The following is a 25,477-nucleotide window of genomic DNA, read 5'->3' as shown; positions in this document are numbered from 1 at the left end:
CTGCGGGCGGCCGCTGCTCTCCAGCAGCGCTACCGCCTCGCGTTTGAACTCTGGGGTGAACTCGCGTCTCGTCTTGGCCATCAAACACCTTCCCCGCCCGCAAGGAGCGTATCAGAGGTGTGCGTGGAACCGGGGGAGGATCAGTGTCGCCCGAAGCAGCATCTCCGGCGGGATCGAAGGCCGGCCCAGGCCCGAGTACAGGTGCTCGAAGCGCGCGTTCAGCCCAGCCAGAACTTCGTCGGCCAAGGCCCGGATCGGCCGCAACGGGTGATCGGACGGCACACGCTCCTCAAGCCGAACGTAGCTGAACAGGTTGGTCGAGGCCGCCTCACGTCCGCGCATCGATCAAACCCCGCCTCTCGCTCAGGCAGAGCGAATCATCTCCAAGGCCACACCGCCACAGACTTCTGCAGCAGCCTGCTAGAACATCTTCAAGCGCGGTGGACGTCGGCTCGCGTGATGAGAATGCGACCGCACAGCCATCGGCCGACGGCGTGCGCACGAGGCCGGTCAAGCGCGCCGCTCTTCCCTCTCCCCTGTGCGGGGGAGGGGATGCACATCGCCGTGGCGACCAACTCGGGGCACCCCGCAGTCGATGCGGCTACCGCGACCCGGCGGTTCATCACGGCGCACGTCAGCGTGGCAGCCGGTCCAGTCCGAGGCCTCCGGCCACCACGAGGGCCGGCACCACCAGGCACTTCACGTCTTCGATCGTCTCGGCCACCGGTCATCTCCGATCTCACCGCTCAGCGGGTCTCGGGAAGTCAGTGCCTGACCTTCGTCTCGCGCTTGTAGCGCGTGATCGCCGACGCGCAGTCGGGGGAGAGCTTCTTCAGGTTGGCGCGGAAGCAGGCCTCGACCGCTGGGCCGCCGGGCGGATGCTCGCTGCAATGCTCGAGGTAGTCGCCGGTGCAGTTCAGCTTCAGCACCTCGCGCAGGGGGTTCGTCTGCGCGAGCCCGGCGCCGGGAAGCGCGAACAGGCCGGCGGCGAGGAGGGCGGTGCGGAGGCGGGGCATGGGATGTCCGTGGGAGCCAAGGGTCTGCGCCGTCCGCGGGTGCGATCGAAGACGGCCGATAGGTGCGGACGGGTCGAGTGCCTGACGGATGAACCCGGCGCGAGTCTTAAGATCGGTGATCGGCGCGCGAAATCGAGCGGCCACCGCGCGAGTGCGCGGCTGGCTTCTAAGGAGAGACGCAGGCGTGCTTCAAGGCAAGCGCGCGCGAAAGCCGTCTGGGCGGACGCACAGCCAAAAGATTCGGACGCCGCGATAATCCAGCCGCCCAGCCTCGGCGGTCAGCCGGCGTCCGGCACCTGGAAGCGTCGGCAGAGGTCCTCGAACTCTTGAGCGGTGCCGTAGCGGATGCGGATCTCACCGGCCTCGGGCGACTTCGCCTTGAGGGTCACGCCGAGGCCCAGCGCCAGGGCGAGGCGGCTCTCCAACGAGCGCACCTCGGCGGTCTTCTCGGTCAGGCCTCGAGGTCGGCCAGGACGCGGCACGTCGTCGGCCTGCTGCTCGGAGGCCGCGATCGCCTCGACATCGCGCACCGTCAGCCCTTCCTCGACGATGCGCTTGGCCACCAGCTCGGGCGCGCGCACGCCGAGGAGCGCGCGGGCATGGCCGGCGGTGATCTCGGCCGCGACCAGACGCTCCTGCACCTTCGCCGGCAGGTTGAGCAGGCGCAGGGTGTTGGCGAGATGGCTACGGCTCTTGCCCAGGATCTCGGCCAGTTCGCGCTGGGTGTAGGAGAACTCGCTCATCAGGCGCTCGTAGCCCGAGGCCTCCTCGATGGCGTTGAGGTCGGCGCGCTGGATGTTCTCCAGGATGGCGAATTCGAGGGAGGCGCGGTCGTCGATCTCGACCACGACCACCGGCACCTCGTCATGCCCGGCGCGCTGGGCGGCGCGCCAGCGGCGCTCGCCGGCCACGATCTCGAACGTGCCCGGCACTTCGCCGAGCGCCCGCACCACGATCGGTTGGATGATGCCGCGCATGCGGATCGAGGCGGCGAGCTCGTCGAGGTCGGCCTCGCTGAAGCTGCGGCGTGGGTTGCGCGGGTTCGGCCGTAGGAACTCGACAGCGACCTTGCGCTGGGGCTGCACCTTGCCCGCATCGTTGCCCGCATCGCCGAAATCGCCGATCAGGGCCGCGAGTCCACGCCCCAGCCGGGGCCGTGCCACCTCGTCCGCCATTCCGCTCACCCATTCACTCCGTTACGCACGCTTCGTACTCGTCTTCGCAAAACCCCACCCACGCCCCTCATCCTGAGGTGGCGGAGCGCAGCGGAGCCCGCGAAGGAGACTTCCAGGGATCGCCCGCCGCCTGGAGTTCTCCTTCGAGGCCCGCTCGCGCGGGCACCTCAGGATGAGGTCGCCGAATGGGACAGGCACTTCCCCTCAAGCCGCAGCCGGCACCCGGCCCTCGCGCTGAATCACCTCAGAGGCGAGCCGCAGGTAGGCCTGCGAACCCGCGCATTTCAGATCGTACAGCAGCACGGGCTTGCCGTGCGAGGGCGCCTCCGACACGCGGACGTTGCGGGGGATCATGGTCTCGTAGACCTTCTCGCCCATGAAGCCGCGGACATCCGCCACCACCTGCGTCGACAGGTTGTTGCGTGGATCGAACATCGTCAGCACGATGCCCTGGATCGTCAGCTTCGGGTTCAGCGCACCGCGCACCTGCTCGACGGTGCGCAGCAGCTGGCTCAGGCCTTCCAGCGCGAAGAACTCGCATTGCAGCGGCACCAGCACGGCGTCGGCCGCGGCGAGCGCGTTGATGGTCAGCAGGTTCAGCGAGGGCGGGCAGTCAATCAGCACGTAGCTGACTTCGCGCGTGGTTTTCGAATCGCGAAGGCCCTTCAGCACGTTGCGCAGGCGGTGCGCCCGGTCGGGCAGCGAAGCCAGCTCCAGCTCCAGCCCGAGCAGGTCCATGGTCGAGGGCGCCACCGACAGCCGCGGCACGGCGGTCGGCACCACCGCCTGCGCCAGCGAAGCCTCGCCCGCCATCACCTCGTAGGTGGAGACGCGGCGCGCCCGGCGGTCGATGCCCAAGCCCGTCGAGGCGTTCCCCTGCGGGTCGAGGTCGATCACCAGCACCTGTTCGCCGATGGCGGCGAGCGCCGTGCCGAGATTGATCGCCGTCGTGGTCTTGCCGACGCCGCCCTTCTGGTTGGCCAACGCCAGCACCCTGAGTGGCCGCGCCGGAGCCTCGGCCGCAGGATTGGGAATCGCGTCGCTTGTCATGGGGGCCTGGCTGACCTGGGCTCTCGGAGTGACGGATCGGTGCGCGTCGCGTATGCGCGACGGATATCGGATCTACGAGCTTTTGGACGCGAGGGCGGTGACGCGGACGATCCGGGCGGGCGACTCGGTTCGGCTCGGGACAAGCTCGTGACCGACTGTCCACCGCGCCGCGGCATCGGTCAATTCCGCAGCAGCCTCGCGACCCTTCGGAAACAGCCCGGTGGTGCCCGTTTTCAACAGCGGCTCGGTCCAGGCGAGAAGTTGGTCAAGGGGGGCGAGTGCCCGGGCGCAGACCACGTCGACCCCGCGATGATCGCTGATCACAGCCTCGATCCGGGCATTGTGTACCCGCACCGACGCACCGGTGACCCGCGCCGCCTCGGTGAGGAAGGCGCATTTGCGCGCGTTGCTCTCGACCAAATCCACACGGATGCCTGGCGGCCCGGCGATCGCCAGGATCAACCCTGGAATACCGGCGCCGGACCCGAGATCGAGCCACGTGCGCGCCGCCGGCATCAAATCGAGCAGCTGCAGCGCGTCGGCGATGTGCCGCGTCCAGACCTCGGCCAGCGTCGCCGGCCCGACGAGGTTCTTGATCGTCTGCCAGCGCACCAGCTGCGCCACGTAAAGATCGAGCTTTTGCGCTGTTTCACGTGAAACATCCGCCGTGGCGAGGACGCTGTCGCGATCGTTCGAGCCTTCCATCAGGCGCCCACACCGGTCGTATCGCCCCGCCGCGCGTGCGCCGCCAGCAACGTCAGTGCCGCCGGGGTGACACCTTCGATCCGCGCCGCCTGGCCCAACGTGCCAGGCCGCACGGTCTCGAGCTTGATCCGCATCTCGTTGGAGAGCCCGGCGATCCGTCCGTAATCGAGGCGCACGGGCAGACGCACCGCCTCGTCGCGCCGGAAGGCGGCGATGTCGGCGTTCTGGCGGTCGAGGTAGACGGCGTAGGTGGCGTCCGTTTGGAGCCGTTCGGCGATGCGCGGGGAGACGGCGTTCAGCTCGGGCCAGACCGCCGCGAGCCGGGGCCAGTCGAGATCAGGGTAGGACAGGAGCTGGAACGCGTTGCGGCGGATGCCGTCCTGGTTGAGCGCGACGCCGTAACATTGCGCCTGGGTCGGCGTCAGGCTCAATGCGTCGAGCCGAGCCCGCACGGCCGAGAGTTCGGCCTGCGAGGCGGAGAAGTGCGCCGCCCGCCGGGTCCCGACGCAGCCAAGCGCCTGCCCACGCGGGGTCAGCCGCTCGTCGGCGTTGTCTACCCGCAGGGAGAGGCGATACTCCGAGCGCGAGGTGAACATGCGGTAGGGCTCGCTTACCCCATGGGTGACGAGGTCGTCGATCATCACGCCGAGATAGGATTCCGCCCGGTCGAAAGTCGTGACCGCTGCGCCCCCGGCAATCCGCGCGGCATTGATCCCGGCAACCAGCCCCTGCCCCGCCGCCTCCTCGTAGCCGGTGGTGCCGTTGATCTGTCCGGCGAGCAGCAGGCCCGGCAGGCGCTTGGCTTGAAGCCCGGCATCGAGCTCGCGCGGGTCGACATAATCGTACTCGATGGCGTAGCCCGGCCGCAGGATCCGCGCCGCCTCCAAGCCCGGGATCAGCGCGATGAGCCGATGCTGCACGGCCTCCGGCAGCGCGGTCGAAATGCCGTTCGGGTAGATCGTCGGGTCGTCGAGCCCCTCCGGCTCCAGGAAGATCTGATGGCCCTCGCGATCGCCAAAGCGTACCACCTTGTCCTCGATCGAGGGGCAGTAGCGCGGGCCGCGGCTGCTGATCCCCCCGGAATACATTGGCGATAGGTGCAGGTTGTCGCGGATCAGGTCATGGACGGCTTGCGTCGTGCGGGTGATGCCGCAGCGAATCTGCGGGTTGGTGATCCGATCGGTCAGCGCAGAGAACGGCACAGGCTCGGCGTCGGCCTCCTGCATCTCCATGGCCGACCAGTCGATCGTGCGGCCATCCAGCCGCGGCGGCGTACCGGTCTTCAGGCGGCCGAGCCGGAAGCCGAGACGGTCCAGGGTCTGCGCCAGCCCAATTGCCGGCGCCTCGCCGACGCGGCCAGCCGGAATCTGGACCGGGCCGATATGGATCAGCCCGCGCAGGAACGTGCCGGTGGTGAGCACCACCGCGCCGCAGCGGAGCCGCCGCCCGTCACCGAGAACGATGCCGGCGACGCGGCCGTCGCGAGCCGTCAGATCCTCGCAAGCGCCCGCGAGCACCGTCAAGTTTTCGGTTTCGGCGACCGCCGCCTGCATCGCCGACGCGTAGAGCTTCCGGTCGGCCTGGGTGCGGGGGCCACGCACCGCCGGCCCCTTTCTCCGATTCAGCAGCCTGAACTGGATGCCGGCCGCATCCGCCACTCGGCCCATCAGGCCGTCGAGGGCATCCACCTCGCGCACGAGATGGCCCTTGCCGAGGCCGCCGATCGCCGGGTTGCAGGACATCGCGCCGACGGTCGCCGCATCGTGGGTCACGAGCGCCGTGCGGGCGCCGCACCGCGCGGCGGCGGCCGCCGCCTCGACGCCGGCATGGCCGCCGCCGACGACGACGACATCGAAAGCCTGTGGAAACGTTTCGGGCATCCCCGGGATGTGCCGCCACCCCGCGAAAAGGTCAATCACCCGCCCCTCACAGGCGCTCCTCCGAGCGGAGCTTGCCTTCCTCGTGAGCAATCTGCTCGCGTGCTCGGCATTTTTGACTACATTTTCAAAGTCACCATCAAATGCAGGACTGTCGTTTTCAATCCGGACACTGCGGATCGCCCGGCCTCAGAGTAATTTCGCACTATCGGGTCATACGAAAACTCTTGCGACTCACTGGTCTGCATGGCATCGAGAATCTGTGAACGATTTATGAACGGACAACGGCGTCCGTCCCGGCCACCCGGGATTTCGTGACATCGCGGACCTCGCTCGCACGGGTGAGGGCGACCAACGAGGATCAAGACGATGCACATCATCGCTATCGGCCTGGGTGCACTCTGCTGCGCCGGCGGCGCGCTCGCTCACTTCACCGACCCGAGCCAACGCAAGGAAGGCGCCCTGGGCTTGGCCGGCTTCGGCTTCCTGCTGACGGGGATGTTTCTCACCCGCTCATAAGGCGGGGCAGGTTTTCACGTGAAACATTGCGGGCTTTGGTCGGCGGTACCCGTGCCGATCCTTCACAGATCCGCCCGCCACCGCTGTCACGCATCTCACCGCGTATCGAGAAAGAGGCGCGGGTCCACTCTCCCGTCCGGGAGAGGGGCAGGGTAAGGGGTGCGACCTCTTCGGAGAATTCTGTCCCCTCACCCTAACCCTCTCCCGAACGGGAGCGGGAGCCGCCGCCCGCTGCACGTGACCACTCGGTGATGAAGCCATCGGCTATTTCCCAATGCAGAACCCCGAAAAAAGGCGGTCGAGCACCTCTTCGATGCCGACCTGGCCGCCGACCTCACCGAGCGCGCGTACGGCCAAGCGTAGGTCCTCGGCGACCAGTTCCGGCATCCCGGTGGCGGCGGGCAGGCGGTCGAGGTGGGCGACGCAGCGCTCCAGCGCGTCGCGGTGACGCTCGCGGGTAACGAGGGCGTCGCCGCCGCCGAGCGCCACCTCGGCCTCTGCTGTGATCGCGTCGAGCAGGAGCAGAAGCCCCTGCCCCGTCAGCGCCGAAACAGCGAGGTCGGCACCCGGCGCCGCATCCAGGTCGGCCTTCGTTCGCACGCAAAGGACACGGCTCGTTCCTGAGACTTCCTCAGAAGCAGCACCCGGCGGGACCAGCATCAACACGAGGTCGGCCTCGGCCATCCGCCGGCGGGTTCGCGCAATGCCCTCGGCTTCGACGGGGTCGCTCGTCTCGCGCAAGCCCGCCGTGTCGACGAGCATTACCGGCAATCCGCCAAGATCGAGCCGCACCTCGATCGCATCACGGGTGGTGCCGGGCACCGGTGAGACGATGGCGGCGTCGCGTCGGCTGATAGCGTTGAGCAGGGTCGACTTGCCGGCATTCGGTGGGCCCGCGAGCACCACCTGAAACCCCTCGCGCAGGCGCTCGCCGCGCCGTCCGTCGGCGAGTGCGGCTGAGATGGCAGTACGGAGCCGGGCGGCTCGGGCGAGCACGGCTCGGTCGAGCACGGCATCGTCGATGTCGCCCTCGTCGGCGAAGTCGAGGGCCGCCTCGGTGGCGGCGAGGCAGTCGATCGCCTCCTCCCGCCACGCGGCGACCTGGCGCCCGAGGGCGCCGTCGAGCTGACGCAGGGCCTGGAGGCGCTGGGCTTCGGTGTCCGCTTCGATCAGGTCGGCGACACCCTCGGCCTCGGTGAGATCCATCCGGCCGTTGAGCACGGCGCGCCGGGTGAAGGCCCCCGCCTCCGCCGCGCGGCAGCCAGGGAAGGCGGTGAGCGCGCGGATCACCCCCGCCCGCACCGCGACGCCGCCGTGCAGGTGTAGCTCGGCCATGTCCTCGCCGGTGACCGTGTCAGGTCCGGGCATCCAGGCGACCATCCCCTTGTCGAGCATCATGCCGTCGGCCGGATCACGCAGCGTGCGGAGCGAAAGCCGGCGCGGAGTCGGCAGGGTACCCGCAAGCGCGACGAGCACACCCGCCGCGGCCGGCCCGCTGATGCGGATCACCGCGATGGCGGCACGGCCGAAGCCGGAGGCCGGCGCGAACAGGGTGCTGGAATCGTGCATCGGGCTCCGTCCTGGTTCGTCGGCCTTCGCCGACACGCGGGCGCCGCCGGCTGAACCGGAAACGCGCCGCCGACGGATTGGGCTTGCCTCGACGGAGGGTGATGCGCAAACCGGGCGCCCGCGAAGCGCAGCTAGGGATGATGACGCCATGGTTCATACCCGTCGCACCGTCGTCGCCGGCTTGGCACTGGCGGCACCCGCCCTCGCCACCCGCGCGGAGGCCCGATTTGCGTCGGCCGCCGCCCGGATCGCGGCGGTCGAGGCGCGGCTCGGCGGGCGGGTCGGCGTCGCGTTCCGGGATGCCCCGGGCGTGTTCCTCGGCCACCGTGCGGGCGAGGCGTTTGCGATGTGCAGCACCTTCAAGGTTCTCGCCGCGGCTGCGATCCTGGCGCGCGCCGCAGCTGGCGCCGAAACCCTGGATCGCCGCATCGCCTACGGCGCCGCCGACCTGCAAAGCTACGGCCCGGTGACGCGCGCCGCCCTCGCGAATGCGGGCGGCGCGCGCGCGGAGCTGAGCGTCGAGGCCCTCTGCGCCGCCGCGATCGTATGGAGCGACAACACGGCGGCGAACCTCCTGCTCGACGCCCTCGGCGGTCCTGCCGCGCTCACCGCCTGGCTGCGCGGGCAGGGAGATGCGGTGACGCGCCTGGACCGGACCGAGCCGACCTTGAACACCGCGCTGCCGGGGGATCCGCGCGACACCACGAGCCCGTCCGCGATCACAGGCACCCTAGAACGCTGCCTCCTCGGCGATGTGCTGACCCCGCCGCACCGCGCGCGGTTGGAAGGCTGGATGGTCACGTGCGAGACCAGCCGAACGAAGCTCCGCGCCGGCCTTCCGCTCGATTGGACGGTCGGCGACAAGACCGGAAGCGGCGACAACGCCACGTCGAACGTCGTGGCGATCCTGCATCCGCCCGGGCGTCCGCCGATCGTCGCCGGTCTCTTCCTGACCGGCTCGGAGGCGCCGCCGGCGACGCGCGACGCGGCCCATGCCGAGATCGGCCGCATCCTCGTGGAGGCGTTGTGATGGCGAAAGCGACGCCGCGGGCGACCCCCGCCTCCCGCGCCCTGGACAAGGCCGGCATCGCCTACGCGATGGTGGCCTACGCCTACGACGCGGAGGCCCCCCGCATCGGTCTTCAAGCTGCCGACGCGCTCGGCGTCGAGCCGGGCTGCATCCTGAAGACCCTGATGGCTGCGGTCGACGGCCAACCGGTCTGCCTGCTCGTCGCCTCGGACAAGGAGGTGGCGATGAAGCGGGTCGCCTCCGCGATGGGCGGCAAGGCGGCGGCGATGCTGAAGCCGCCGGAGGCCGAGCGGATCACCGGCTACCATGTCGGCGGCATCAGCCCGTTCGGCGCCAAGCGTCGGGTGCCGGTGCTGATCGACGAAGGTTCGCTGGCGGACCGACCGGAGATCCACGTCAACGGCGGCGGACGCGGCCTGCAGCTGCGTCTCGCGACCACCGACTTGGTCGCCGCGCTGCAGGCGCAGGTGGTCGTGCTGGCCGAGCAGTAACGTTCGATTCACCTTAACGGCCGATAGTCGCGTCGCGTGCCCGAACGCCGCGAAACGGGACCTGAGGGGACGACGGGCGCATGCGCGCGACATGGATGATCCCGGCCCTCGCCTGCGGTCTCGCCGCCGTGCCGGCGAATGCGGCCGACCTGTTCGGCGCCGAGCCTGCGCCGACCTACGACCTGCCGAGCAACGCACCGCGCTACTTCCCCCGCGGCGACGGCAGCGACAACGTCCTGCAGGCTCGCCCCCTGCCCGTGCGTCGCACCGGCTGCCTGCCGCGCCGCTTGCCGGTGCCGACCAACGCTCCCGACGACCCGAGCTACGTCGGATCGACCTACGGCCTGTCGAAGCCGAGCTATTACGGCTTCACGCCGCCGCTGGGCGTCGACGATCCGTTCGGCCGGCCGCTGCTGCCGTATTGCCGGTGACGGCGATCGCAGACCTCGTCCGCTAGGGTTCTCGGTGAGTCGACGGATCTCGACAAATCGACGGGCGATGCTGGCATGCCGGGGAGAGGCAGCTTAAGGCAGCGTCCGCCGACCTCGCCGGAGCCGCCCATGCCCTCTCGATCCACCGCCGACACGCGGGCCATCTCCGATCCCGCCGCCCTGCGGGAAACGGTAGCGGCATGGCGGGCGAAAGGGGAGCGCGTCGTGCTGGTGCCCACCATGGGGGCGCTACATCGCGGCCATCTCGCGCTGGTCGCCCATGCGCGAACGCTGGGCGCGCGCGTGGTGGCGAGCATCTTCGTCAACCCGACCCAGTTCGGCCCGACCGAGGATTTCGCCCGCTATCCGCGCGACGCCGCGAGCGACCTCGCGCTGCTCGGCGAGGCGGGAACGGACCTGGCCTGGATGCCGGAGGCCGGCACGATGTACCCGCCCGGCTTCGCCACGCAGATCACGGTCGGTAGCCTCACCGAGGGCCTGTGCGGCGCGTTCCGGCCCGGCCACTTCTCCGGCGTCGCCACGGTGGTGACGAAGCTCCTCAACCAGGTCCGGCCGGACGCCGCCCTGTTCGGCGAGAAGGATTTCCAGCAGTTGCAGGTGATCCGCCGCGCGGTGGCCGACCTCGACATGGGCGTCGCGATCCACGGCATGCCGACGGTCCGCGAGGCGGACGGCCTCGCCCTGTCCTCGCGCAACCGCTACCTCGCGCCCGCGGAGCGGGCGGCCGCGCCGACGCTCCACGCGGTGCTGTCGCGGATCGCGGCGGAGGCGCGGGACGATGCGGAGACGCCGCCCGCCATCGCGAAGGGCATCGCCGCCCTGGAGGCAGCAGGGTTCTCGGTGCAGTACCTTGCGGTCTGCGATGCGCAAACGCTGGCGCCGCTCGCCCGGGTCGACGGCCCTGCCCGCGTGCTCGCCGCCGCCTACCTCGGCAAGACGCGGCTCATCGACAACGTCCCGGTCTGATACGATTTCCGGTGGATTAGCTCGGTGAGCACCGCGCCCGTTTTCCCGGACGGGTGAAGCGTCAGCGGAACCCGATCCGAGACCCAGCAGAAGGCATCGCGAAGCGTCGAAACCTTGCGCCGTTCGGATCGAGCCGCTGACGCGGCCCTCGATGATGCTGGGTCCCGGATCACCTTCCGCTGACGCTCCGGGCGTCCGGGAAAACGTCGCGCCGGCGAAGTCATCGATCGGAAACCGTATGAACGATGGATGCCGAACGAGAGGGCGCAGGCCGTCGACGACCCGCGCCCCCTGCCCTCAAAACCCCTTGGGATGCGCGGCGAAGAAGTCGAGCATGGCGCGCGAGGCGTCGGGCCCCTGCGGGTCGGTGAAGCTGCCAGCCCGGTCCCCACCCGACCAGGCGTGGCCAGCGCCACGAACCCGCCAATCCTCCAGCAACACTCGGCCCGCCGCGTCCGCGTAGCGCGTGCGGGTGTAGGGGCGTCCGTCGCCGTCGAAACGCTCGCGCGCGGGCGTCAGCGCGGCGGCGCCCGCCTGGGCCAGCACTTGGTCGGCGTTGCGGATGCTCACCGTGGTGTCGTCCTCGCCGTGGAAGACGATGGTCGGCACGTGGGCGCCACCGCCGGGGCCGGGCGCGCCCATCTGCATCGCCATCATCGCGGAGCCGACGTCGCGGGCGCAGGAGGCCGCGAGCCCGGAATGCACGCCGACCGCGGCGTAGAGGTCGGGGAAGGCTCGGGCGATGTTGGCCGCCGCCGCCCCGCCTGCCGAGAGCCCGGCGATGAAGACGCGGCTCGGGTCGATCGCATGACCGGCCATGACCGCGCGGGTGAGGCCGGCGATGATGGCGGCCTCGCCGGTCTCGCGGCCCTGGTCGCGCGGCTCGAACCAGTTCCAGCAGCGCTGCGCGTTGGCGCGGCCGGTCTGGACCGGGTAGGCGACGAACAGGCCGTCACGCTCCGCCAGCCGGTTCATGCCGGTGCCGACGGCGAAGTCGTCCGCGGTCTGGTTGCAGCCGTGCAGCATCACCACGAGGGCCGCCGGAACCTGCGGCCGGCTCGGGACGAACAGGCGATACTCGCGCGTCCCCGCCGGTCCGGCAAAGCTCTTGGTGACGACCGAACCTGCGCCCGCGGCGGTCTCGACCGACCGGTCAGGCGTCTGCGGCTTGGCGAAGCCGAAGCCCGGAGCCTGCGGGGCCAAGCCCTTGGGCGTCAGCCCCTTGGCCGCCAACCCCTTCAGCACCGGCGCCAGCCCGCGCACGACGCCGTCCACGGCGGCACGCAGCTTCTCGGGGATCGGGCCGGCGAGCCCGGCTTCGGTCTTCGTCGTAGTCTCGCTTTTCGGCGCGCTCTCGGTCCTGGTGGAGGCCTGGGGCTGCGCCGTCGCCTGCGTCCAGGACGCGGCACGGGGGGGGTCGTCGACGCGCTCGGCGGTCAGGTCGAGGGTCGGCGGCTCGATCGCCTTCGGGGCGTCCCGCGGCGTCGCGAGGCCGCCGAGGCTGCGCTGGATCAGGTCGGTCGCCTCGGCGAGGCGTCCCGCACCGGTGAGCCGGGTCGCCTCCATCATGTCGGCGAAGCGGTCGCGCATCTGCTCGGAAGGATCGGTCATGGGATGTCCTCGGATCGCCGGGGGCGGATCGGAAAGGGCGGGGCAGCTCAGCGCAGCCGGTCGGCCAGGGCGGCGCGGACGGCGGGGCTGGCCTGGAGGCTGCCGAGCACGTCGAGGGAGGCGATCGCCGCACGGGCGAGTTCGGGGGTCACGTCGGCGGCGATGGTGGCGAGGCCGAGCACGCGGATGTCGAGCATCCGCCCCTCGGCCCGTGCCGCCTCGAGGCTCGCCCGGTCGATGTGGCGCAGGCCGAGCTCGACGCTGCGCCGCGCCACCGACTGGCGCGTCACGTCGGCATGCCGCTCGATCTGGTTGCGGATCGCGGTGCGGATGAAGTCGCTGCGGTTCGAGAACAGCCCTTCCGCGACGAGGAGATCGACATGCCCGAGATCGACATGCCCGAGGTTGATCGTGATCTTCTCGCTGTCGGGCTGCCGGGCCGGCACCTTCGCGGTTCTGGGCCGCACCATCGCTTCCATCATCGCGACCATCCCGTCACCATCCGTGTGGATGGCATATGGGAAGCGGTTTTTGCATTGCAATACGATCTTGCGGCGGCGCAGCAAGACGTGATGCGGCGGATCGGTCATGGGGCGGAGGGCCAGCCCCGCAAGGAGCGAGCGCGCGGCTGCGGCTTCGCGGATGCGACCGGGATCTTCCTCGATCGGGTGGTCGCGTGGCAGGACACCCGGACGGACGACGGTGAGATCCGGATGGTCGCGGTCGGCGTCCGGGACGGCACGTTCTACATGGTGGTCTATGGCGACCGGACGACCGAAGCAGGCGCGCCGATCCGTTGGATCATCACCGCATGGCCGTCGCATCGGAAGGAGCGTGCCTTGTGACGAAGATCAGTCTGAGCGAACTCCGCACGCATGCGCCGACGGTCGATCGAGCCAAGCTGGACGCAACCACCGAGGCACAGATCGAGGCGTACCGAAGCGAAGACGGCTACGGCGACCTTCCCGTGCCGGATGTCGCCCGCGTGGTCGAGTCGCCCCAGGCGCTTCGCGTGCGTCTGGGGCTGACGCAGAAGGAAATCGCCGCGGCGTTGCGCATTCCCCTCGGCACCTGGCGCAACTGGGAACAGGGACGCGTCACCCTGGAACCGGCGGCGGCGGCTCTCCTCGTCGTCGTCTCGCGGATGCCCGAAGCCGCCATGGACGCTTTGGGCGGACAATCGGACAGGTCCACCGGGACCTCGTGATCCCCGCGGGCGTGTAAATCGATCGACCATCGTCAGACCGCAGAATCCTCGCCGATGTACTCGGCCCAGATCGCGTTGACGCCGAGGCTTGCGCGGAAGGCGGCGTGGCGCGCGCGCTCGGCGTCGGTGAGGCGGGCGCGGGTGGTGCGGGCAGTGCGGACGACGCTCTCGGCGCCGAAGTCGGCGACCGCTTCGGCCACAGCGCCGGCGCCGAGGTCGAACCCGGTCTGCTTGCCGCCCAGCAGCTCGATGTAGACCTCCGCCAGGATCTGCGCGTCGAGCAAGGCGCCATGCTTGGTGCGGCGGCTGGTATCGATGCCGTAGCGACTGCAGAGGGCGTCGAGGTTTGCCGGCGCGCCGGGATGCTTGCGGCGCGCCATTGGCAGGGTGTCGACCACGCTCTCGAGCACGATCGGCGGCGGCGCCTTCGCCCCGAGCCGGGCGTATTCCATGTTGAGGAAGCCGACGTCGAACGGCGCGTTGTGGATCACCAGGCGGGCGTCGCCGCAGAATGCGACGAGCGCGTCGGCGATCTCCGAGAACAGCGGCTTGTCGGATAGGAACGTGTCGGACAGGCCGTGCACCTTGAAGGCGCCCTCGGAGACCGCCCGTTGCGGGTTGCAGTACTTGTGGAAGGTCCGGCCGGTGGGAATGTGGTTCAGGAGCTCGACCGCGCCGACCTCGATCAGCCGGTCGCCGGTCTTGGGATCGATGCCGGTGGTCTCGGTGTCGAGGACGATCTCGCGTACGACGTCGTGCATGATGTCCGGTCCCGAACGCTTCCCCGCTTCGCCTACCCAATTAGCCTGCGCCGGTTAACCCGCGCCTTCAACGCCGCCGCAGGCGGACGTAGAGCGCGCCGGCGCCGCCGTGGTGGCGGGCGGCCTCCTCGAAGCCGAGCACGATCGGGCGCAGGTCCGCGCCGCGCAACCAGTGCGGCACCGAGCGGCGCAGCACGCCGCGCTCCGCGTAGGCGTCTTCGCCGCCTTTGCCGGTCACGACCAGCACCCGCGCGTGGCCGGCGGCCCGCGCCCGCATCAGGAAGCCGACCAACGCCGCATGGGCCTCGGCCTGGTAGAGCCCGTGCAGGTCGATCCGACCCTCGATCGCCAGCAGGCCGCGGCTGATCCGCTGCCGCTCGCGACGCTCCAGCCCGGGCGGGGCGGGGGCTGGGACGAAGGCCGGGCGGACCGGCGCGGCCGGGGCCGGCGGCGCGCCCGCGCCGAGCCGGACCACGCGCTTCACCGGCTTCGCCGGCGCGACCACGGCGACCGGGCCGGGGATGGCAACCGGCATCGCCGGCACGGGCTTCGGTGCAGGCGCCGGCTTCCTGGCGATGCCCTTAGCCGGCGAATTCTTCGCCGTGGCCTTCGCGGCGGGCGTGGCGTCCACGGCGGCTAGCTTGGGCTTGCGCAGCGTCACGCGGGCACGCAGCGGGGTGATCAGCTTGGCGATCTCCCCCCACAGATGCGCATCCTCGCGGGACAGCGCCCGCGGCCGACGCGGCGGTTTCATGCCGGAACTCTGCGAAGGAGTTGGGACATGCAGCCGCCGAGGAGCCTGCGCGATCCTGTCTCGCGAGGTCCCGTCGTCCAGGTCACCGTGATCGGAGCCGAAGGGGTCGATCCTGATCCAACCCCCTCCCCGTCATCCCGGGGCTGCGCAGCAGAGCCCGGGATCCAGAGCCGCCGACGTGCCAGGCTGGACAACGACCTGGGGTTCTGGATTCCGGGCTCGCCTTCGGCGCCCCGGAATGACGGGGAGGGGCCGAAAACCGGATTTGCGCGGTCGGTCAGCGGGAGCGGGCCGAGGCGCGCATCGGTGGGTGCCTGCGAACCATCGATAAGCCCGCTCATGGCGCGGCCGGCTTCGGCAGCAGCACGATGAATCCGGGCTTGGTGTGGAGGTCGCCTGCCGCGACGCCGGCGGCCGCGCCGGTGCCGACGTAGAGGTCGCCGCGGGCCGGGCCGAGGATGGCCGAGCCGGTGTCGGCCGCGATCACGAGGTGCCCGCTGCCTGGCTGTCCCGGCAGCTTGCCGTCCAGCCAGAACGGCAGCCCGTAGCGCCACAGGCCGCTGTCGACAGCCATGCTGCGGCCGGGGCTCAAGGGTGCGCCGGCCGCACCCGGCGGACCCAGGGCCGCATCGACGACGGGCTCGATGCGGAAGAAGATGTAGGAGGCGTTCATCCGCATCAGGCGGCGGGCGTGGTCCGGGTGCGTGCGCAGCCACGCGGTCCAGCGGGCGAGGCTGAGGTCGTTCAACGCCAAGTGCCCCTCCCCCACCAGCAGCTTGCCGATGGAGGTGTAGGGCCGGCCGTTCTTGCCGTCGTAGAGCACGCGGATCGCCGTGCCGTCGGGCAGGCGGACGCGGCCCGAGCCCTGCACCTGCAGCACGAACAGGTCGACGGCGTCGCGCAGCCACAGCAGCGGATGGGTGCGGGCGGCGATCGCCCCATCCTCGATCGCGGCGCGGTCGGGATAGGGCTCGAACCCGGCCTCCCCCTGCCGCCCGGCGCGAAGAGCCGGATCGAGGCCGGGACGGGTCTCGCCGGGGCCGAGGGTCACGAGGTCGTCGGGACGGGCGAGCACGGCTGCCGTGTAGCCGGGGCCGGGGGTCAGCGATCCGTCGAGCTGCGGCTCGAAGTAGCCGGTGAGGAACCCGGCCCTGCGCTCGGGCTCGGTGCCGTCTGCCGGGCGCACGACCCGGTAGGCGGAGAACCGCTCGCGGAAGAAGCCCTTCGCCTGATCCGGTGCGAGGGCGGCGGCGGCCGTGCAGGCGGCGGCGAGGTCGGCAGGATAGCCCGCGACGCCGGCGGCCTGCGGCGGGTTGGGGCCGGGCGCGGCGCAGGTCCGCCGGAAGGCCTCGAACGCGGCCCGCGTCTCGTCCGCCTGCCAGCCGGGCAGGGCGGCAAGCTCCACCGGCTCCAGCACGGCGTTGCCGACGCGCAGCGGCTCGGCGGTGGCCGGGGCGATCCCTGAAACGAGAGCGACCGCAGCGCGGAACGCTGCGGTCGGGCGGGGGAGGCGTCGGAGTGCCATAGGTCGGGAACGATCGGTTGCGTGGACGGCCTCAGGCGCCCGCCTCGGTGGCGACGAGCTGCCAGTTCGGGTCGCGGGTGCCGAGCGTGCGGGCGAAGGTCCAGACGTCGGGCACCTCGACCACTGCCTCGGCGCTGCCGTCCACCACGACGCCGTCGGCGTTGCGGGTGGCGGTGATGAGGTTCGAGAGGAACCGCACCGTCACCTGCGCGACGCGGTTCTTCACGTCGACGGCGACGATCTCGGCCTTGTCGATCGAGACGAAGGTGGTCTCCACCGTCTGGCGGTTCTTCTCGCGCTCGGCGATGGCGCGCTCGAACGCGTCGCCGACCTCGCGGGAGAGCAAGGACTTCAGGGTCTTCCGGTCGCCCTTGGCGAAGGCGATCATGATCGCCTCGTAGGCGCCCTTGGCCCCTTCGAGGAAGGCGCGCGGCTCGAAGCCGGGCTCGGCCTGGACGATCGCTTCCAGGCCGCGGGCCACCGCCGAGCCCGGCTCGGCGATGCCGCGCCAGTCGCGCGCCTGGGTCTCGGCGTTGCGCTCGGGGAGCGCCCGGTCGGCGCCCGGCAGGCGCACGACGTTGTCGCCCTCGCTGCGGCCGGGCTGGGGCTCGGTGCGGCTGCGGTCCACCGGCTTGAACGGTGCGCGCTCGGTGCCGGTCTTCTGCCCGAGGACCGAGCGCAGCCGCCAGATCACGAAGACGGCGAGCGCCAGGAAGATGATCGTCGTCACGTCGAAGCTGTCCTGCATCACCGATCCGATGGTGGCCGCCGTGGAGCCCGGACCGCGGCCGCAGCCTTGGCCCGTGCGCGCGGCTGACGGGAAATCCGAGAGGGGTCGCACGCGAGTCCGGTCATGCCGCACGAATCCGCCGCGGGCGTGGCCGGCCTCGCGGAGAACGCGCCGCGTCCCCCTTTGCATAGGGGGCAATGGGCATATGGGGCAATGCGCCGGCCGGTTCCAGGCGGCATCGCGGGGGATCGCACCGGCCGCGTCGTCGCGCCGGGCCGGGGCTCACCGGACGGCGACCGTCTACGGAGACCCCGCGCTGCATCCGCGGCTGCCGGCGCCTCGCTTGTCCACCGGGGGCGGGCATGTTAGCCGCCGGGCCTCTGCTGAACGACCGCGCGACCACACGGGCAAGGCGGTCACCCCTAGCCATCGGCCCGCGGCCGGTGTTCGATCTTTCGAGAAGGATGACCCGCCATGGCCGATTCCCCCGCACCGAACGGCAACGGTCAGGCCGACGAGGCCCCCGCGATCAACGCGCTCGCGCAGTACACCAAGGACCTGTCCTTCGAGAACCCGAACGCCCCGCGCTCGCTCCAGCCCCAGGACGGCCAGGGTCCGCAGATCAGCATCCAGGTCAACGTCAACGCGCAGCAGCTCGCCGAGGCCGACTTCGAGGTCGAGTTGACGCTGGAGGGCGACGCCAAGATCAACGGCGACGTGCTGTTCGCCTTCGACCTGAAGTATGCCGGCGTGTTCCGCATGCGCAACATCCCGCAGGACCAGGTCCACCCGGCGGTGATGATCGAGTGCCCGCGCCTGCTGTTCCCGTTCGCCCGCCAGATCGTGGCCGAGGCTGTGCGCAACGGCGGATTCCCGCCGCTCTACATCGATCCGATCGACTTCGTCGGCCTCTACCGCCAGAAGGCGATGGAAGCGCAGGGCGGCGCCGAGGCGACCGGCCCGCTCGCCTCCTGATTTCGATTCCACTCGGGGGCTTAAGCCCCCGCCCCGACGACAGCCCGGCCGTTCGCGCGGACGGGCTGTTTCGTTTTCACGGTAAACGCCGCATCCTGCGCCGACCGACAACCGAGCCGGACGACGATCGATGACGACCGAGTGCGAGGAACCGCTGTCGCTGGACGACCTGATCACCTCGGATCCCGGCATACTCGGTGGGCGCCGCGTCTTCCGGCGGACGCGCGTCCCCGTCGAGGTGGTGTTCGAGAACCTGGCGGACGGGTTGTCGATCGGAGACATCCTCGAGGACTATCCGACGCTCGACCGTGGCGACGTCGTGCAGGTCCTGCAGCTCGCATCGGCCGGTCTGGCGGCGCCGAAGGCCGCATGAAGGTCGTGCTGGACGAGGGCGTGCCGCGGAGCTTGGCCGGCGCGCTCCGTGCCCTCGGTCTCGACGCCGCCGCGTTCGATCCGACCTGGATCGGCCTGCGGAACGGCGTGCTCCTTCGCCGCGTGGAGGCGGCGGGCTATTCGGTGCTGCTCACCAACGACAAGAACATGGCCTTCCAACAGAGCCTGAAGGGCGCTGCCGTCGCCGTCGTCGCCCTGCCGTTGAACCGCAGAGGCGTCGTGCTGGCACGGGCCGCCGACATCGCCGAGACGATCCGCCGGGCCTCCCCGGGGCGGCACCTTCTGATGAACCTCGACGGCACGCGCACGGTGCGCGGCTTCGAAGGCGACACCCTCGTCGTGGCCGACCTGCCGCCGGTTCCGACCTTCAAGGGATGAGCCCTCAGCGCGCCGCGCCGCGATACGCCGCTGCCAGCGTCCGCAAGGCCGCGGCGGCGCGCGGGTCCGGCGCCCGGACGTGCAGCACGATCCGGGTGAGCGGCAGGGCCGGCAGCCCGAACGCGGCGCCGACGTCGCGGGCGCCGGCCGGCGCAACGCTCGGGGCTAGCGCCGCAACCGCGAGCCCGGCCCCGACCGCGGCGCCGACGGCGAGGACGCCGCCGCCGACGAAAGTCTCGCACCAGGGCAGGTCGGCCGCGTCGAGGGCGCGGAGCGCCGCCGCCCGGACGTTGCAGGGGCCGGCCAGCGTCGCCATCGGCAGGGGCGCGCCGGGCTCGAACCGGAAGCCGGGGGCGGCGAACCATGCGAGGTGCTCCTCGGCCAGCACCGTTCCGCCCGCATCGGTCGGGTCCTCGCTTCGGACGATCGCCGCGTCGAGCTCGCCCGCATCGAACAGGCGCATCAGGTCGCGCGAGGAGGCGATCCGCACCTCGACGACGAGGCCCGAACCGGCAAGCCCGAGCCGGTGCAGCAGCGCGGGCAGGTCCGGGCCGGCGACGTGGTCGCTGATCCCGAGGACCAGACGGGCAGGGGGCGCCGCGACGAGGTCGGCCATCGCCCGGTCGTGGGCGGCGAGCAGGCCGCGGGCCGCGGGCAGGAAGCACTCGCCTTGCGCCGAGGCCCGGACGTTGCGCGGCGTGCGATCGACGAGGCGGCAGCCGAGCCGGTCCTCCAGCCGCTTGAGCCGCAGGCTGATCCCGGCCTGCGAGGTCTCCAGCGCCTCGGCGGCGCGGGTGAAGCTCGCCAGGTCCACGGTGAGCACGAAGGCCTGAACGCTGTCTATGTCGAGCGGGCGGGGCGGCATCACAACGATCCGTTATGGCAGATATAGCAGAGCATATCTTTCCGTTATCACGACGCGACGCAATCCTGTCCTCGCTCCGAAACGAGGACCCTGCCATGCCCCTGACCCGCATCTCGATTCGCGCCGGCAAGAGCCCGGCCTTCCACGCGGCGCTCGCGGCCGGCCTCTATGCGGCGATGCGCGAGACCTTCGCGGTGCCCGAGGACGACCAGTTCACCGTGATCCATGAGCACGCCGCCTCGGCCTTCATCTACGATCCGAATTACCTCGGCATCGCGCGGGACGACGACCTCGTGATGATCCAGATCATCGCCAACGACACCCGCGACACCGCGCAGAAGCGGGCGCTCTACGCGGCCATCGCCCGCAACCTCGGGCGGGATCCGGGCGTGAAGCCCGGCAACGTGCTCGTGACCCTCGTCGAGGTCTCACGCGAAAACTGGTCGCTCGGCGACGGGCTGATGAGCTACGGCCCGCCGGCGTGACGATCCGGCGCGGCGACGCGGGGTGAGCCTGTGCGCGTCTCGGCGGGTTCACGAGGGGACGCCGCCCGCGCCCCGCCGACAGGTCGCGGCCCCACCGAAAGGACCACCATGCCCGACACGCCCTCGCCCAACGCTGCCTCCCAACGCCCCGAGCCGCCCTTCGAGGCCAAGCCGATCCCCTATCCCGGCCGCTCGTCCGAGATGCAGCCGCCGCCCGATCACGGCGAGCACAGCTACGTCGGCTCCGGTCAGCTCGCCGGCAAGGTCGCGCTGATCACCGGGGGCGATTCCGGCATCGGCCGCGCGGTGGCGATCGCCTACGCCCGCGAGGGCGCCGACGTGGCCTTGGCCTATCTCGACGAGCACGACGACGCCCAGGACACCGCCGCCTGGATCGAAAAGGCCGGCCGGCGCGCGCTGCTCCTGCCGGGCGACGTCTCGGATGCCGGCCACTGCGCGGCGCTGGTGGAGCGGACGGTCGCGGAATTCGGCAAGCTCGACGTGTTCGTCAACAACGCCGCGGTGCAGGTGCTGGCCGACGACATCGAGGGTATCGAGATCGCCGACTGGGACCGGCAATACGCCGTCAACGTCCACGCGATGTTCTACATCCTCAAGGCCGCCTCGCCGCACCTGAAGCCCGGCGCCTCGATCATCGCCACCGCGTCGGTGAACGCCAAGAACCCGGTCGAGCAGCAGCTCGCCTATTCCTCGACCAAGGCGGCGCTCTGCAACATGGTGGCGAACCTCGCCAAGATCCTGGGCAAGCGCGGCATCCGCGCCAACGCGGTGCTGCCCGGCCCGATCTGGACGCCGCTGATCCCGGCGACGATGTACACCAGCCAGGTCGAGAGCTTCGGCTCGATGACGCCGGCCGGGCGCCCCGGACAGCCGGCCGAGGTGGCGCCGCCCTACGTGATGCTGGCCTCGGACGCGGCCAGCTACATCAACGGCGCGATGATCGCGGTGACGGGCGGCATGGTCACCATCTGAGACCGTCTCCGAGCCGTCGCCGGGCGGCCGGTTTCGGCCTCGACCGAATGCCGGGCCGCTATCGGTCGGCCGCCTGCCCACGCGCTGCGGTATGCTCACATCTCATCTCGGCCTCGGACGACCTGCGGGTTCCCCCCTTTCCCCGCGGGCGGGGAGAGGCCCGCACGGACCTCGTCGTCCGTGCGAGGAGCGGAGGTGCAGCCGAAGCGGCGGTGAGGGGGTGCGAACGGATGAGCCTCCTTCGGATCAGCCCCCTCACCGTCGGCTGCCGCCTCGCTTTGCCGACGACGAGGTCGGCAAAGCCCTTTCCCCGCGCGCGGGGAAAGGGGATGCGCGTAGGGCGAACCGCCAGAAGCGGGGACGTGTGAATCCCGCAGCGCGATGCGGGGGGAGGGCGGCCGGCGCGGGCGTTCGGATCGTCAGGCGCGCCTCAGGCAGCCCGCACGGTGTCGAGGAAGCGCGCGACCTCGACGCCGAGGTGCTCGGATTGGCGCGACAGCTCGGAGGCGGCGCCCAGGACCTGCGTCGCCGCAGCCCCCGTCTCCTCGGAGGCCTGCGCCACGCCGGCGATGTTGCTGGTGACCTCCGCGCTTGATCTCGGCCTGCCCGGCGGTCTTCTGCGCCACCATCGCCTTGATGCCCTCCACCGCCTTGCCGACGGCACCGATCTCGTCGCCGTGACGCGCCTCGACGATCTCGGCCTCGGTATCGCCCTTGGCCATGCGCTGCAGCACGGCCACCAGGCTGCCCATCGGCCGCGTAAGGCCGAACACGACGATCAGGGAGGCCAGCGTCAGCGCGCCGAGCAGGCCGAAGGCGGCGGTGGCGACCAGCAGGGTGGAGGCTCGGGAGACGGCCTGCTCGGCGTCGTCGCGGGCTTGCCGGAGCTCGGCCGTCGGGCGATCGATGCGGGGCTGGGTGATTGCACGAACCTTCGCAAGGCCGACGGTCGCCTCGGTCAGGAGGATCTTGCTGGCGGTCTCGTTGTCGTTCTTCATGCCGTGCAGGTTCGCGCGATCCATGATCGCGAAGAACTCGGTCATGGTGTCCCGCAGCGTCTGGTTGACGGCCTTGCGCTCGGCGGTGTCGGACATTGCGATGAGCCGGTCGACGTTCTCGAAGGCGGACTTGATCGCCGCATCGTAGCGCGACTTGTACTGCGCCATCTCGGTCTCGCGCGTCTCGATCAGGATGTTGCGCGCCTGGATCGAGGCCTCGTTCACGTTGATCCGAACGTTGAGGACGCTTTCCAGCCGCGTCGCCTGCACGTCCACGATCTGCTGCGTCTGCGCGGCGAGGTCGCCTAGCGTCGCGCGCGAGTAGAGCCCGAGCCCAGCCGTGAGAATGGACAGGATCACAAGCGGAAGCGCGACCTTGAGGATGACTTTTGCGTTGCTGAGAAGTCGCATGATCGTAAGCCCGAAATCAGTCTTCCGTTTATAGCATACGAATATAAAATTCTTGTTCAGATATTAAAATAGGTCTTAAACCGATGGATTTGTATAAAATCTATATTCAAATTCGGCGTACCGTCTGCGGAGGGCCGCCCGATTGAGCGGGACAGCTTCGAATCCGGTCTCATTCGACAACCGAAGGGTGTATCCAGCACCCGTAAGATGTACTCGACGAAGCGTCAGCACGCGGACCTGCACGATGCGTGCGGATGGTCGCAGGAGGCCGACGAAGACGCCGACCGAGAGGCCGTCAAGGCGGTCGTCGCCCGGCCCGTTGTGCCGCCCGGAAGCGGAACGACGCGATTCCCTTCCGGCCGACCTCGCGACCGGCGTGAAGACCGGCCCCCCCGTCCGATCCGCCGCGGCTTGACCGCGGGACGGAGCCGGGCCACGCCCTGCGCCGCTCCCGCGGACACCCAAGGACGGCATGGCCCCGACCACCCACCTCGCCCTGATCAACGTCTTCATCGGCGACATCCAGGGCGGCCTGGGACCCTTCCTCGGCACCTGGCTCGCCGAGGCCGGATCGTGGAGCCCGGCCCGCGTCGGCCTCGTCACCACCCTTGTGGGGTTCGGCACGCTGCTGCTCTCCGGCCCGTTCGGCGCGCTGGTCGACCGGGTCGGGCGGCCGCGCTGGCTGATCGCCGCCGCCTGCGCCGCGATCCTCGCCGGAACCCTGCTGCTTCTGCCGGCCCGCGCCTTCGCCTTCGTGTTCACGGCGCAGCTGCTGGCGGCGGCCGGCGGCACCCTGCTGCTGCCGGCGGTGACGGCGCTGACCCTCGGGATCGTCGGCAAGGACCGGTTCCCGAGCCAGCAGGGTCGCAACCAGGCCTTCAACCACGTCGGCATCCTGATCGCCGCCGGCGCGATCACGCTCGGCACCGCGCGGTTCGGGCCGGCCATCGCCTTCTGGGTGCTCGGCCTGATGGCGGTGCTGGCGATCGCCGCCGCGCTGGCGACGCCGGCCTCCGCCTGGAGCCAGCGCCGGGCGGTCGGCTGGAAGGAGGACGAGGCGAAGGATGGGGCCAAGGATGGGAAGAAGGAGGAGGACGCGCCGCAGCGGGCCGGTATCCGCACCGTCCTCGGCGACCGCCGGCTCCTGGTGCTCGCCTGCGCGCTGACGCTGTTCAACCTCGGCAGCGGCGGCATGCTCTCGCTGCTCGGCCAGAAGCTCGTCGCCACCGCCGTCAGCGCGACGCACTGGACGGCGATCTACGTCATGGTGGCCCAGCTCACGATGGTGCCGGTGGCGTTGTTCGCCGGATCGCTCGCCGACCGGCGCGGCCGGCGCAAGCTCCTGCTCGCGGCCTTCGCGGTGCTGCCGGTGCGCGCCGCGCTCTCGGCCTTCGTCGACGACCCGACCTGGCTGATCCTGGCCGAGATCCTCGACGGGGTGGCGTCGGGCATCGTCGGCGTGGCGGTGCCGGTGGTGGTCGCCGACCTGACCTGGGGCTCGGGCCGGACGCAGACGGCGCTCGGCACCGTCAACGCGGTGCAGGGCGTCGGAGGCGCGCTCTCGGCCTGGTACGGCGGCCTCGCTTTCGGCCTGTTCGGCTGGGCCGGCGCGTTCCTGGCGCTCGGCGCGCCTGCGCTTGCGGCGCTCGCCCTGGTGATCTGGTTCGACGCGACGCCCGAGCCCGGCCGCCGGTCGCGGCGGCGCCAGGCCCGCACGGCACAGGCCGCGACATAATCCCGGCACCGCGGTGCCGGGCGCGGGTTCACGCTCGCGCGGCGGGGGCCAACACCTGTATGGCACGGATCATGACGTGCCGGCGCGCGGCGCGCCGTCCCCGCGCGCCGGCTTCGCCCGAACCTGCCCGAGACAACACGGAAACGGCCTGACCCCCATGCGCGACGACGCCACCGGACGCACCCTCACCGCCCACGAATCGCGCGAGACGCCCTGGCTCAGCGTGGTCCTCGGCTTCGGGCCGATGCTGCCGCTGGTGGCGGGCGCCGCCGCCGCCTGGTGGATGCGCGGCCAGCCCCTCGACTACCTCGTCGCCCTGGTGACGATCCTCTACGGCGCCGCGATCCTGCTGTTCCTGGCGGGCGTGCGCCGCGGCGTCAGCTTCCGCACCGAGGGCGGGCCGACGGTGGTGCAGATCGCGACGATGTTCGGGCTGTTCGCGCTTGGGCTCTCCGCCCTCGTGACGGTGGTGATGGGCAAGGCGATCCCGGCGCTCGCCCTCCTGATCGTCGGCTACGCCGCCATCGCCGTGCTCGACCCGATCGCCGCGCGCACCGGAGAGGCACCGCTGTTCTTCGCTCGCCTGCGCCCGCTGCAGATGCCGATCGCCGTGGTGAGCCTCGCCGCGCTGCTGTGGCTGAAGTGGATCTCGCCTTACTAGGCCGCCCCTCTTCCCTCCCCCCCGACGGATCTCGGGCTTGCGCGAGATCCGCACCCTGTGTGCCCAAGTCGGGCGAGCCCGACTTGGGTGCGGGGGAGGGTGGGCCTCGCGTGAGCGAGGGTCGGGAGAGGGGAGCGACCTCTCC

The 25,477-nt window shown here is 70.8% G+C and carries 27 protein-coding genes and 3 pseudogenes; 14 read left to right on the top strand and 16 right to left on the bottom strand.

Annotated features, from left to right (window positions below):
- Positions 1-138: 138 nt before the first annotated feature.
- From MFF13_RS18405 to mnmG, 6 genes and pseudogenes are all read right to left on the bottom strand, one after another.
- Positions 139-342 (bottom strand): annotated as a pseudogene (locus tag MFF13_RS18405) (transposase); the annotation flags it as partial.
- Positions 343-764: 422 nt separating this feature from the next.
- Positions 765-1,016, bottom strand: coding sequence for a hypothetical protein (locus tag MFF13_RS18400; RefSeq protein WP_147752572.1), 252 nt, complete (start codon positions 1,014-1,016; stop codon positions 765-767).
- Between the two features lie 278 nt (positions 1,017-1,294).
- A complete protein-coding gene (locus tag MFF13_RS18395) occupies positions 1,295-2,191 on the bottom strand; it encodes a ParB/RepB/Spo0J family partition protein (protein WP_147752578.1) in 897 nt (298 codons plus the stop codon).
- Between the two features lie 204 nt (positions 2,192-2,395).
- On the bottom strand, positions 2,396-3,241 hold the full coding sequence (locus tag MFF13_RS18390) for a ParA family protein (RefSeq protein WP_238272665.1): 846 nt from the start codon (positions 3,239-3,241) through the stop codon (positions 2,396-2,398).
- Positions 3,242-3,313: 72 nt separating this feature from the next.
- Complete coding sequence (rsmG, locus tag MFF13_RS18385; RefSeq protein WP_147829915.1) at positions 3,314-3,946, bottom strand: 16S rRNA (guanine(527)-N(7))-methyltransferase RsmG; 633 nt, start codon at positions 3,944-3,946, stop codon at positions 3,314-3,316.
- Positions 3,946-5,826, bottom strand: coding sequence for a tRNA uridine-5-carboxymethylaminomethyl(34) synthesis enzyme MnmG (gene mnmG / locus MFF13_RS18380; protein WP_147829917.1), 1,881 nt, complete (start codon positions 5,824-5,826; stop codon positions 3,946-3,948). The genes rsmG and mnmG overlap by 1 nt, the downstream gene beginning before the upstream one ends.
- Before the next feature lie 366 nt (positions 5,827-6,192).
- Here mnmG and MFF13_RS18375 point away from each other — a divergent pair, with 366 nt between their 5' ends.
- Complete coding sequence (locus MFF13_RS18375) at positions 6,193-6,342, top strand: hypothetical protein (protein ID WP_187273687.1); 150 nt, start codon at positions 6,193-6,195, stop codon at positions 6,340-6,342.
- Positions 6,343-6,606: 264 nt separating this feature from the next.
- On the opposite strand, the gene mnmE is transcribed toward MFF13_RS18375, so the two are convergent.
- Positions 6,607-7,911, bottom strand: a complete 1,305-nt coding sequence (gene mnmE, locus MFF13_RS18370) for a tRNA uridine-5-carboxymethylaminomethyl(34) synthesis GTPase MnmE (RefSeq protein ID WP_238272664.1) — start codon at positions 7,909-7,911, stop codon at positions 6,607-6,609.
- 148 nt (positions 7,912-8,059) lie between these two features.
- On the opposite strand from mnmE, the gene bla reads away from it, so the two are divergent.
- The 4 genes from bla (at position 8,060) to panC (ending at position 10,850) form a co-directional block, all read left to right on the top strand.
- Entirely contained in the window at positions 8,060-8,941 is an 882-nt protein-coding gene (gene bla, locus MFF13_RS18365; RefSeq protein WP_147829921.1) for a class A beta-lactamase, read from the top strand.
- Positions 8,941-9,432 carry an aminoacyl-tRNA deacylase gene (locus MFF13_RS18360; RefSeq protein ID WP_147829923.1) on the top strand — a complete coding sequence of 164 codons (492 nt, stop codon included), beginning with the start codon at positions 8,941-8,943 and terminating at the stop codon, positions 9,430-9,432. The genes bla and MFF13_RS18360 overlap by 1 nt, the downstream gene beginning before the upstream one ends.
- Positions 9,433-9,512: 80 nt before the next feature.
- A complete protein-coding gene (locus MFF13_RS18355; RefSeq protein WP_238272663.1) occupies positions 9,513-9,863 on the top strand; it encodes a hypothetical protein in 351 nt (116 codons plus the stop codon).
- Positions 9,864-9,992: 129 nt separating this feature from the next.
- Positions 9,993-10,850: a pantoate--beta-alanine ligase gene (panC, locus tag MFF13_RS18350; RefSeq protein WP_147829926.1), complete on the top strand. Its 858-nt coding sequence runs from the start codon at positions 9,993-9,995 to the stop codon at positions 10,848-10,850.
- Positions 10,851-11,147: 297 nt separating this feature from the next.
- Here panC and MFF13_RS18345 read toward each other — a convergent pair whose 3' ends face one another.
- Together MFF13_RS18345 and MFF13_RS18340 are read right to left on the bottom strand one after the other, a co-directional pair.
- Complete coding sequence (locus MFF13_RS18345) at positions 11,148-12,461, bottom strand: extracellular catalytic domain type 1 short-chain-length polyhydroxyalkanoate depolymerase (protein WP_187273688.1); 1,314 nt, start codon at positions 12,459-12,461, stop codon at positions 11,148-11,150.
- Positions 12,462-12,508: 47 nt separating this feature from the next.
- Complete coding sequence (locus MFF13_RS18340; RefSeq protein ID WP_238272668.1) at positions 12,509-12,943, bottom strand: ribbon-helix-helix domain-containing protein; 435 nt, start codon at positions 12,941-12,943, stop codon at positions 12,509-12,511.
- On the opposite strand from MFF13_RS18340, the gene MFF13_RS18335 reads away from it, so the two are divergent.
- Together MFF13_RS18335 and MFF13_RS18330 are read left to right on the top strand one after the other, a co-directional pair.
- Positions 12,842-13,306, top strand: coding sequence for a BrnT family toxin (locus MFF13_RS18335; protein WP_238272669.1), 465 nt, complete (start codon positions 12,842-12,844; stop codon positions 13,304-13,306). The two genes, MFF13_RS18340 and MFF13_RS18335, sit on opposite strands and share 102 nt — an antisense overlap.
- On the top strand, positions 13,303-13,668 hold the full coding sequence (locus MFF13_RS18330) for a helix-turn-helix domain-containing protein (RefSeq protein WP_238272662.1): 366 nt from the start codon (positions 13,303-13,305) through the stop codon (positions 13,666-13,668). The genes MFF13_RS18335 and MFF13_RS18330 overlap by 4 nt, the downstream gene beginning before the upstream one ends.
- A gap of 32 nt (positions 13,669-13,700) precedes the next feature.
- On the opposite strand, the gene dnaQ is transcribed toward MFF13_RS18330, so the two are convergent.
- From dnaQ to MFF13_RS18310, 4 genes are all read right to left on the bottom strand, one after another.
- Positions 13,701-14,429, bottom strand: coding sequence for a DNA polymerase III subunit epsilon (dnaQ, locus tag MFF13_RS18325; protein ID WP_147829932.1), 729 nt, complete (start codon positions 14,427-14,429; stop codon positions 13,701-13,703).
- A 67-nt stretch (positions 14,430-14,496) separates the two neighbouring features.
- The gene (locus tag MFF13_RS18320) at positions 14,497-15,183 is read right to left on the bottom strand and encodes a Smr/MutS family protein (RefSeq protein WP_147829934.1); all 687 of its coding nucleotides are present in this window, start codon (positions 15,181-15,183) and stop codon (positions 14,497-14,499) included.
- Positions 15,184-15,520: 337 nt separating this feature from the next.
- Entirely contained in the window at positions 15,521-16,708 is a 1,188-nt protein-coding gene (gene mltA / locus MFF13_RS18315; protein WP_147829936.1) for a murein transglycosylase A, read from the bottom strand.
- A 31-nt stretch (positions 16,709-16,739) separates the two neighbouring features.
- A complete protein-coding gene (locus MFF13_RS18310) occupies positions 16,740-17,456 on the bottom strand; it encodes a Tim44/TimA family putative adaptor protein (RefSeq protein WP_147829938.1) in 717 nt (238 codons plus the stop codon).
- A 456-nt stretch (positions 17,457-17,912) separates the two neighbouring features.
- Between MFF13_RS18310 and secB the strand changes: the two genes are divergently transcribed.
- The 3 genes from secB to MFF13_RS18295 all read left to right on the top strand — a co-directional run bounded on the left by secB (position 17,913) and on the right by MFF13_RS18295 (position 19,184).
- The gene (gene secB / locus MFF13_RS18305; RefSeq protein WP_147754730.1) at positions 17,913-18,413 is read left to right on the top strand and encodes a protein-export chaperone SecB; all 501 of its coding nucleotides are present in this window, start codon (positions 17,913-17,915) and stop codon (positions 18,411-18,413) included.
- Positions 18,414-18,543: 130 nt separating this feature from the next.
- On the top strand, positions 18,544-18,786 hold the full coding sequence (locus MFF13_RS18300; RefSeq protein ID WP_147829940.1) for a DUF433 domain-containing protein: 243 nt from the start codon (positions 18,544-18,546) through the stop codon (positions 18,784-18,786).
- Complete coding sequence (locus MFF13_RS18295) at positions 18,783-19,184, top strand: hypothetical protein (protein WP_147754732.1); 402 nt, start codon at positions 18,783-18,785, stop codon at positions 19,182-19,184. The genes MFF13_RS18300 and MFF13_RS18295 overlap by 4 nt, the downstream gene beginning before the upstream one ends.
- A 4-nt stretch (positions 19,185-19,188) precedes the next feature.
- Here MFF13_RS18295 and MFF13_RS18290 read toward each other — a convergent pair whose 3' ends face one another.
- Positions 19,189-20,049 (bottom strand): LysR family transcriptional regulator, encoded by an 861-nt coding sequence (locus MFF13_RS18290; RefSeq protein WP_147829942.1) that lies wholly within the window; start codon positions 20,047-20,049, stop codon positions 19,189-19,191.
- Positions 20,050-20,144: 95 nt separating this feature from the next.
- Between MFF13_RS18290 and MFF13_RS18285 the strand changes: the two genes are divergently transcribed.
- A complete protein-coding gene (locus MFF13_RS18285) occupies positions 20,145-20,534 on the top strand; it encodes a tautomerase family protein (RefSeq protein WP_147753979.1) in 390 nt (129 codons plus the stop codon).
- Positions 20,535-20,642: 108 nt separating this feature from the next.
- Positions 20,643-21,527, top strand: a complete 885-nt coding sequence (locus MFF13_RS18280) for an SDR family oxidoreductase (protein WP_147829944.1) — start codon at positions 20,643-20,645, stop codon at positions 21,525-21,527.
- A 430-nt stretch (positions 21,528-21,957) separates the two neighbouring features.
- Here the strand turns inward: MFF13_RS18280 and MFF13_RS26635 are convergent.
- Together MFF13_RS26635 and MFF13_RS18270 are read right to left on the bottom strand one after the other, a co-directional pair.
- Positions 21,958-22,119 (bottom strand): annotated as a pseudogene (locus tag MFF13_RS26635) (methyl-accepting chemotaxis protein); the annotation flags it as partial.
- Positions 22,120-22,225: 106 nt separating this feature from the next.
- Positions 22,226-22,936: pseudogene (locus MFF13_RS18270) on the bottom strand (MCP four helix bundle domain-containing protein); the annotation flags it as partial.
- Positions 22,937-23,408: 472 nt separating this feature from the next.
- Here MFF13_RS18270 and MFF13_RS18265 point away from each other — a divergent pair.
- Together MFF13_RS18265 and MFF13_RS18260 are read left to right on the top strand one after the other, a co-directional pair.
- The gene (locus MFF13_RS18265) at positions 23,409-24,671 is read left to right on the top strand and encodes an MFS transporter (RefSeq protein WP_147829946.1); all 1,263 of its coding nucleotides are present in this window, start codon (positions 23,409-23,411) and stop codon (positions 24,669-24,671) included.
- Positions 24,672-24,828: 157 nt separating this feature from the next.
- Positions 24,829-25,332 (top strand): DUF3429 domain-containing protein, encoded by a 504-nt coding sequence (locus MFF13_RS18260; RefSeq protein WP_147762173.1) that lies wholly within the window; start codon positions 24,829-24,831, stop codon positions 25,330-25,332.
- Positions 25,333-25,477 lie beyond the last annotated feature (145 nt).

Source organism: Methylobacterium cerastii (genome assembly GCF_022179125.1).
In the GTDB taxonomy this organism is placed as follows: domain Bacteria; phylum Pseudomonadota; class Alphaproteobacteria; order Rhizobiales; family Beijerinckiaceae; genus Methylobacterium; species Methylobacterium cerastii.
The sequence above is the reverse complement of the archived record's forward strand: the minus strand, read 5'-3'. Positions and strand labels throughout refer to the sequence as shown.